Origin of the sequence: Pseudomonas kitaguniensis (assembly GCF_009296165.1) — a bacterium.
Taxonomy (GTDB): Bacteria; Pseudomonadota; Gammaproteobacteria; order Pseudomonadales; family Pseudomonadaceae; genus Aquipseudomonas; species Aquipseudomonas kitaguniensis.
In genome coordinates this window covers 1-6778 of sequence record NZ_VUAZ01000212.1, presented here as the reverse complement: position 1 = coordinate 6778, position 6778 = coordinate 1, and the positions used below count along the sequence as shown (strand labels likewise).

At 58.2% G+C, this 6778-nt stretch carries 4 protein-coding genes and 3 pseudogenes; 5 read left to right on the top strand and 2 right to left on the bottom strand.

Annotated features, from left to right (window positions below):
• The 3 genes and pseudogenes from F0169_RS28565 to F0169_RS26565 all read left to right on the top strand — a co-directional run.
• Positions 1-72 (top strand): annotated as a pseudogene (locus tag F0169_RS28565) (hypothetical protein); the annotation flags it as partial.
• A gap of 421 nt (positions 73-493) precedes the next feature.
• Positions 494-1807 (top strand): branched-chain amino acid transport system II carrier protein, encoded by a 1314-nt coding sequence (gene brnQ / locus F0169_RS26570; RefSeq protein ID WP_152748079.1) that lies wholly within the window; start codon positions 494-496, stop codon positions 1805-1807.
• A gap of 237 nt (positions 1808-2044) precedes the next feature.
• Positions 2045-2785 (top strand): DUF599 domain-containing protein, encoded by a 741-nt coding sequence (locus F0169_RS26565; RefSeq protein ID WP_152748078.1) that lies wholly within the window; start codon positions 2045-2047, stop codon positions 2783-2785.
• 117 nt (positions 2786-2902) lie between these two features.
• Here F0169_RS26565 and F0169_RS26560 read toward each other — a convergent pair whose 3' ends face one another.
• Positions 2903-3163, bottom strand: coding sequence for a hypothetical protein (locus F0169_RS26560; RefSeq protein WP_058411780.1), 261 nt, complete (start codon positions 3161-3163; stop codon positions 2903-2905).
• A gap of 312 nt (positions 3164-3475) precedes the next feature.
• On the opposite strand from F0169_RS26560, the pseudogene htpG reads away from it, so the two are divergent.
• Positions 3476-5379: pseudogene (gene htpG / locus F0169_RS26555) on the top strand (molecular chaperone HtpG).
• Positions 5380-5445: 66 nt separating this feature from the next.
• Positions 5446-6174 carry a dienelactone hydrolase family protein gene (locus F0169_RS26550; RefSeq protein ID WP_122250934.1) on the top strand — a complete coding sequence of 243 codons (729 nt, stop codon included), beginning with the start codon at positions 5446-5448 and terminating at the stop codon, positions 6172-6174.
• Positions 6175-6289: 115 nt separating this feature from the next.
• On the opposite strand, the pseudogene F0169_RS26545 reads toward F0169_RS26550, so the two are convergent.
• A pseudogene (locus F0169_RS26545) lies at positions 6290-6579 on the bottom strand (OsmC family protein); the annotation flags it as partial.
• Positions 6580-6778: the final 199 nt, after the last annotated feature.

Here is a 6778-nt window from a genome sequence, read left to right as displayed (position 1 = left end):
TTAAAACCGTGCGTTCGCTGGCATGACATCGGCAAGGCGTTGTCCGAGCTGACCGGTTGGGCTGTCAAGTAAGCCTCGCGCTTAGCTCGACGCTTCACCACGCAAAGGCCACCTTCCGGGGTGGCTTTGTGCATTCTGGGGTTTGCTGAAGGTGCAAACTGTGGGAGGGGGCTTGCTCCCGATAGCCATGCATTAGTCACTGTACAGGTTGACTGGCACACCGCTAGTCGGATCAAGCCCCCTCCCACAGTTCGTCCGTATTGCCAGGTTAAGTATAAAAACGCGACATTAAAATGTCGCTTATCGGACAGTCCGCCCCGCAACAGTGCGTTTGTCGGCCCAATTCTGTACTCTTGCCGCCTCTTTGTGCGCGCGCGTCCCAAAAGGAAGCCTCGCGCCAGAACCGTCGAGCCCTATCCGGGTCGGCAGTATTTCCCTCATCCACAGGGAATCCCTCTCTAAATTCCGATTCAGTAGTGTGGTATTTCCTCAAATGAAAGTGTTGAAAAGCCAGGACATCCTGGCGTTAGGCTTTATGACCTTTGCGCTGTTCGTGGGCGCCGGCAACATCATCTTCCCGCCTATTGTTGGTTTGCAGTCCGGGCCGCATGTCTGGATGGCGGCGCTGGGCTTTCTGATCACCGCAGTCGGCCTGCCGGTGGTCACTGTGATCGCCCTGGCCAAAGTCGGCGGTGGCATGGATGCGTTGAGCAGCCCGATCGGCAAGGTCGCCGGTGGCCTGCTCGCAGCGGCGGCGTATTTAGCGGTCGGCCCGCTGTTCGCGACGCCGCGCACGGCGACGGTTTCGTTTGAAGTCGGCTTGGCGCCGCTGACCGGCGAAAGCCCGCTGGCGCTGTTCCTCTACAGTTCGGTGTACTTCCTGGTGGTGTTTTTTGTGTCCTTGTACCCCGGCCGACTGTTGGACACCGTAGGGCGGTTTCTGGCGCCGCTGAAAATCATCGCACTGGCTATTCTCGGCATCGCCGCGTTTGCGTTGCCGGCCGGTGAAGTAGGCGTCGCGACGCCGGAATACGTTGCCGCACCGTTCTCGCAAGGTTTCATCAATGGCTACCTGACGATGGATACCTTGGGCGCACTGGTGTTCGGCATCGTCATCGTCAACGCGATTCGTTCGCGTGGCGTCGAGTCGCCGAAGCTGATCACGCGCTACGCCATCATCGCCGGGCTGATTGCCGGCGTGGGCTTGGCGCTGGTGTACGTCAGCCTGTTCCGTCTGGGTTCGGGCAGCCACGCTGTTGCTGCCGGTGCAGCGAATGGCGCAGCCGTGCTGCACGCTTACGTGCAATACACCTTCGGCTCGCTGGGCAGTGGGTTTTTGGCGGTGCTGATCTCGCTGGCGTGCCTGGTTACCGCCGTGGGCCTGACCTGCGCCTGCGCCGAGTACTTCAGCAAAGTTCTGCCGCTGTCGTACAAGACCCTGGTGGTGATACTCGCGCTGTTCTCGCTGTTTGTGTCCAACCTGGGCCTGACCAAGCTGATTGCCTTCTCGATCCCGGTGCTGACAGCGATCTACCCACCGTGCATCGTGTTGGTGGCCCTGAGCTTCTGCAAGGGCTTCTGGCAAGAGCAGGGCCGCATTGTTGGCCCGGTGATGCTGGTGTCGTTCATCTTCGGCTGCATCGACGCGCTAAAGGGCGCCGGCCTGGCGGGTTGGATGCCTGAGCAGTTGACCGACTTGCCGCTGAGCGAGCAGGGCCTGGCATGGCTGGTGCCGTCGGTGATGACCCTGGTAGTCGCCGTAGTGATTGACCGTATGCTCGGCAAGCGCAGCGAAGCCATCGCCTGATACACCGCTTAAGGTTGCACCGAAATGCCCCGTATCAATCAATACGGGGCATTTTTTATGCTTATAAGATACATCTCCCCAGCGTTTGAACACGATCCAGTGTGGGAGCGGGCTTGCCCGCGATTGTAATGAGCAATGCAATACTTCAGGCATTCCCCGGCGCCTGCTTTGGGGCTGCTTCGCAACCCATCGCGAGCAAGCCCGCTCCCACAGGGGAACCACTCTATAAGGACCTGCATGTCGTTCGTCGAAACCAATCAAGTCCACCTGCTGGCCGCCCTCTGGTTCGTGCTGTGCTGGGGCGGTTACACCCGTTACGCCACCTGGAAAGCCCGTGACACCGCGTGCCTGGCCAGCGTGCTGCACCTGTACCGCGAAGACTGGATGCGCCGCATGCTGCTGCGCGATAACCGTATCGCCGACGCCAGCGTGATCGGCAACCTGGAGCGCAACGCCTCGTTCTTCGCCTCCAGCACCTTGATCATCCTTGCCGGTATCCTCACCGTACTCGGCGCTTCCGAGCGCGCGGTGTCACTGCTGGCGGACATTCCGATGGTGCAGCAGGCTTCCCAGGGCATGTCGGAAATCAAGCTGTTGTGCCTGGCGATGGTCTTTGTTTACGCGTTCTTCACGTTCAGTTGGTGCATGCGCCAATACAACTTCGCAGCAGTGCTGGTGGGCTCGGCGCCAATGATTGGTGAGCGGCATGTGTCGGAGCAGGAGCGCAAGGCGTTTGCGCTGCGGGCGGCGCGGGTGATTTCGATGGCGGCCAACCAATTCAACTTTGGCCTGCGTGCTTATTACTTCGGCATGACCATGCTGGCGTGGTTTGTCAGCCCTTGGTTGTTCATGCTGATGAGCAGCGGGGTAGTGGTGGTGCTGTATCGCCGGGAGTTTCATTCCGACGTACTGCAGGTGATGGTTTACACCCCCACCGACATGTCGGTGCCGGAGGCGTCTAAGGAATCGCTGTCTTAACGCTTAAGGGGGGTAAAACGACTCCAACTTTTTGCCCGGACAAAAAACGCAGGCAAAGTAAAGCCCGCTATGTAAGCGGGCTTTCTTTTTTGCAACTGCGTGCTTCAAACCAAACTATTAAGGCTTGGCTGGAGCTGCTGGTGCTTCTGCAGGTGCGGCTTCTTTTGCTGCGGCTTCGTTCGATTCAGCCTGAGCTTTAGCAGCGTCGGCGTTTTCTTTCGCAGCGTCGTTTACTTTGTCCTGAGCCTTGGCCATGTCTTTCTGAGCTTGCTCAGAATGCGCGGCTGCGTCTTGGGCTTTGTCTTCGGATTTTTTATCGCAGGCAGCGAGACCGAGGGCAGCGGCCAACATCATGGAAACAGCTAAAGTTTTACGCATGGGGTGTTTCTCCTTATTGAAGATATCTAGTGGCCTTTCGAGCATGGGTGCTCAGCATTAGTTCCTTTTATTCCATAGATATATAAACAAAGAGTGTCGAGGAACTTTCAGTCGCAACGCAAACGCCTCAAATCCCCCCGGCACCAGCCTGTAGCGGCCTCGCGTTTGAGCGATTGCCATTGCCTACGCAGATTTCAAGATTGAGCAGTCATCGCGCCCTTGAAATCCTCGCCTTAGCCCCCAACTTTGAAGACAACCCGCCGCCAACCCTCAAGGGCGCGGCCACTGCCATCCAATTGGAGTTTGATGACCATGAGTGTGGAAACTCAAAAGGAAACCCTGGGCTTCCAGACCGAGGTGAAGCAACTGCTGCACCTCATGATCCATTCGCTGTATTCCAACAAGGAAATTTTCCTTCGCGAATTGATCTCGACGCCTCTGACGCCGTCGACAAATTACGCTTCGAAGCCTTGTCCAAGCCTGAGTTGCTGGAAGGTGGCGCCGAGCTGAAAATCCGTGTGAGCTTCGACAAAGACGCCAAAACCGTCACCCTTGAAGACAACGGTATCGGCATGAGCCGCGAAGACGCGATCACCCACTTGGGCACCATCGCTAAATCCGGCACGGCCGATTTCATGAAAAACCTCTCGGGCGACCAGAAGAAAGACTCGCACCTGATCGGCCAATTCGGTGTGGGCTTCTACTCGGCTTTCATCGTTGCCGACAAAGTTGAAGTGTTCAGCCGCCGTGCGGGCCTCGACGCCAGCGAAGGTGTGCACTGGTCTTCCAAAGGCGAGGGCGAGTTTGAAATCGCCACCGTCGAAAAGGCTGATCGCGGTACGCGTATCGTGTTGCACCTGAAGGCCGCCGAAGACGAATTCGCCGACGGCTGGCGCCTGCGCAACATCGTCAAGAAGTACTCCGACCACATCGCGCTGCCGATCGAGTTGCCTAAAGAGCAGGCGGCGGCAGAAGGCGAAGAGGCTCCAGCCCAGGAATGGGAAGTGGTCAACCGTGCCAGCGCGCTGTGGACCCGCCCTCGTACCGAGGTCAAAGACGAGGAATACCAGGAGTTCTACAAACACATTGCTCACGACTATGAAAACCCGCTGAGCTGGAGCCACAACAAGGTTGAGGGCAAGCTGGAATACAGCTCGCTGCTCTATGTACCGGCGCGTGCTCCGTTCGACCTGTACCAGCGTGAAGCGCCTAAAGGCCTGAAGCTGTACGTGCAGCGTGTGTTCGTGATGGACCAGGCGGAATCCTTCCTGCCGTTGTACCTGCGTTTTATCAAGGGTGTGGTCGACTCCAACGACCTGTCGCTGAACGTGTCGCGGGAAATCCTGCAGAAAGACCCGATCATCGACTCCATGAAGTCGGCGCTGACCAAGCGCGTGCTCGACATGCTGGAAAAACTCGCGAAGAACGAGCCTGAGCAATACAAGGGCTTCTGGAAAAACTTCGGCCAGGTTATGAAAGAAGGCCCGGCGGAAGATTTTGCCAACAAGGAAAAAATCGCCGGCTTGCTGCGCTTTGCCTCGACTCAAGGCACCGACGCGGAGCAAAACGTGTCGCTGGCCGAGTACCTGGCCCGTGCCAAGGAAGGTCAGGACAAGATCTACTACCTGACTGGCGAGAAGTACGAAGCGGTCAAAGACAGCCCGCACCTTGAGGTCTTCCGCAAGAAAGGCATCGAAGTACTGCTGCTGACCGACCGTATCGATGAGTGGCTGATGAGCTACCTCAGCGAGTTCGACGGCAAGACCTTCGTCGATGTGGCCCGTGGTGACCTGGACCTGGGTAACCTGGACTCCGAAGAAGAGAAGAAAGAAGCCGAAGAAGTCGCCAAGGCCAAAGAAGGCCTGGTTGAGCGAATCAAGACTGCCTTGGGCGATGCCGTCAGCGAAGTGCGGGTTTCCCACCGTCTGACCGACTCTCCGGCGATTTTGGCCATCGGCGAGCAGGACATGGGCATGCAGATGCGTCAGATCCTCGAAGCCAGCGGCCAGAAGGTTCCGGATTCCAAGCCGATCTTCGAATTCAACCCGGCTCACCCGCTGATCGAGAAACTCGACGGCGAGCAAAGTGAAGAGCGTTTTGGCGACCTGTCGCACATCCTCTTTGACCAGGCCGCACTGGCCGCCGGTGACAGCTTGAAGGACCCGGCCGCTTATGTGCGCCGACTGAACAAGCTGTTGGTTGAACTGTCGGTTTAACACCGTTGTGGAAAAACCCGCCTTGGCGGGTTTTTTCGTTTCAGCCCACTGCAACTGGAGTAAATGATGAGCCAAGTCACTGTGCGTTCCGTGGTCTATCAGATTGATGGCCAGTCTTATGAAAGCCGCCTCGCGTTTGACGCCAGCCATAAAGGCCCGCTGCCTGGCCTGCTGATGGCACCGAACTGGATGGGTGTGAGCTCTGGCGCTGAAGAAATCGCCAAAAGTGTTGCCGCCAAGGGCTACGTGGTGCTGGTCGCCGACCTTTACGGGCAAACCGTGCGCCCCTCGAATGGCGATGAGGCGGGTGCTGCAATGATGCCGTTGAAGGATGACCGCGCGTTGCTGAACACACGCATGCAGGCCGCTTTTGAGCAACTGCAGGGCCAGACCGAAGCTGCCGTCGATACCTCGAAACTGGCGACCTTTGGTTTCTGCTTTGGCGGTTGCTGCTCGCTGGAACTCGCCCGTACCGGCGCACCGTTGAAGGCCGCCGTGTCGTTCCACGGTACGCTCGACACGCCAAACCCTGCGGATGCAAAGAACATCAAAGGTTCAGTGCTGGTGCTGCACGGCGCCTCCGATCCCTTGGTGCCAAAAGAACAACTGCCGGCGTTTGAAGATGAAATGAATGCGGCCGGTGTAGATTGGCAGTTGCTCAGCTACGGCGGTGCCGTGCACTCGTTTACCGACCCGCACGCCAATGTGCCAGGCAAGATGATGTACGACGCGAAGACCGCTGCACGGGCCTTCCAGTCGATGCATAACTTGCTGGATGAAGTGTTCAAGGGCTGATTTCAGCGCCTGTTCCGGCCATAGCGCAGGCAATTCAGCGCTATGGCTAACTGACAATTCCTGTTTGAGCGGCTTAGCGGCTGCCGAGCACAACCCGCTCGGCGGCGCTTTGCCGCTATTGGCTGAACGCACCTTCGGACAGCTGCGTCTCGATGGTGACGTCTGCGGTGGTCATCAGCTTGTGCACCGGGCAGCGATCCGCCACACGGTGCAGTTCATCGCGCTGTTCGTCGGTGAGCACGCCCTTGAGGGTCAGTTGAGCCTGTACTTGCCCTTTTGCTCCTCGGCGCTGTCGTGGGTGACCTCGACCGTCACGCCGGTGAGGGGAATGTCTTTCTTCTGGGCGTAGAGCTTGACGGTCAACGCCTTGCAGGACGCCAGCGCGGCATCGAGGCAGGATGAAGGTCTTGAAGTTATAGAGCACTCTGCCACTTAAGTGTTCCGCGCTTTTGTGGGAGCGGGCTTGCTCGCGATGCAGGCGCCTCGGTCTATCAGGCCTGCCGGGTTGATGCCATCGCGAGCAAGCCCGCTCCCACAGTTGGGCGCATGGCTCCTCACAAACCGGCCGCGCATAAAAAAGCCCCGAACCAGTCGGGGCTTTTCA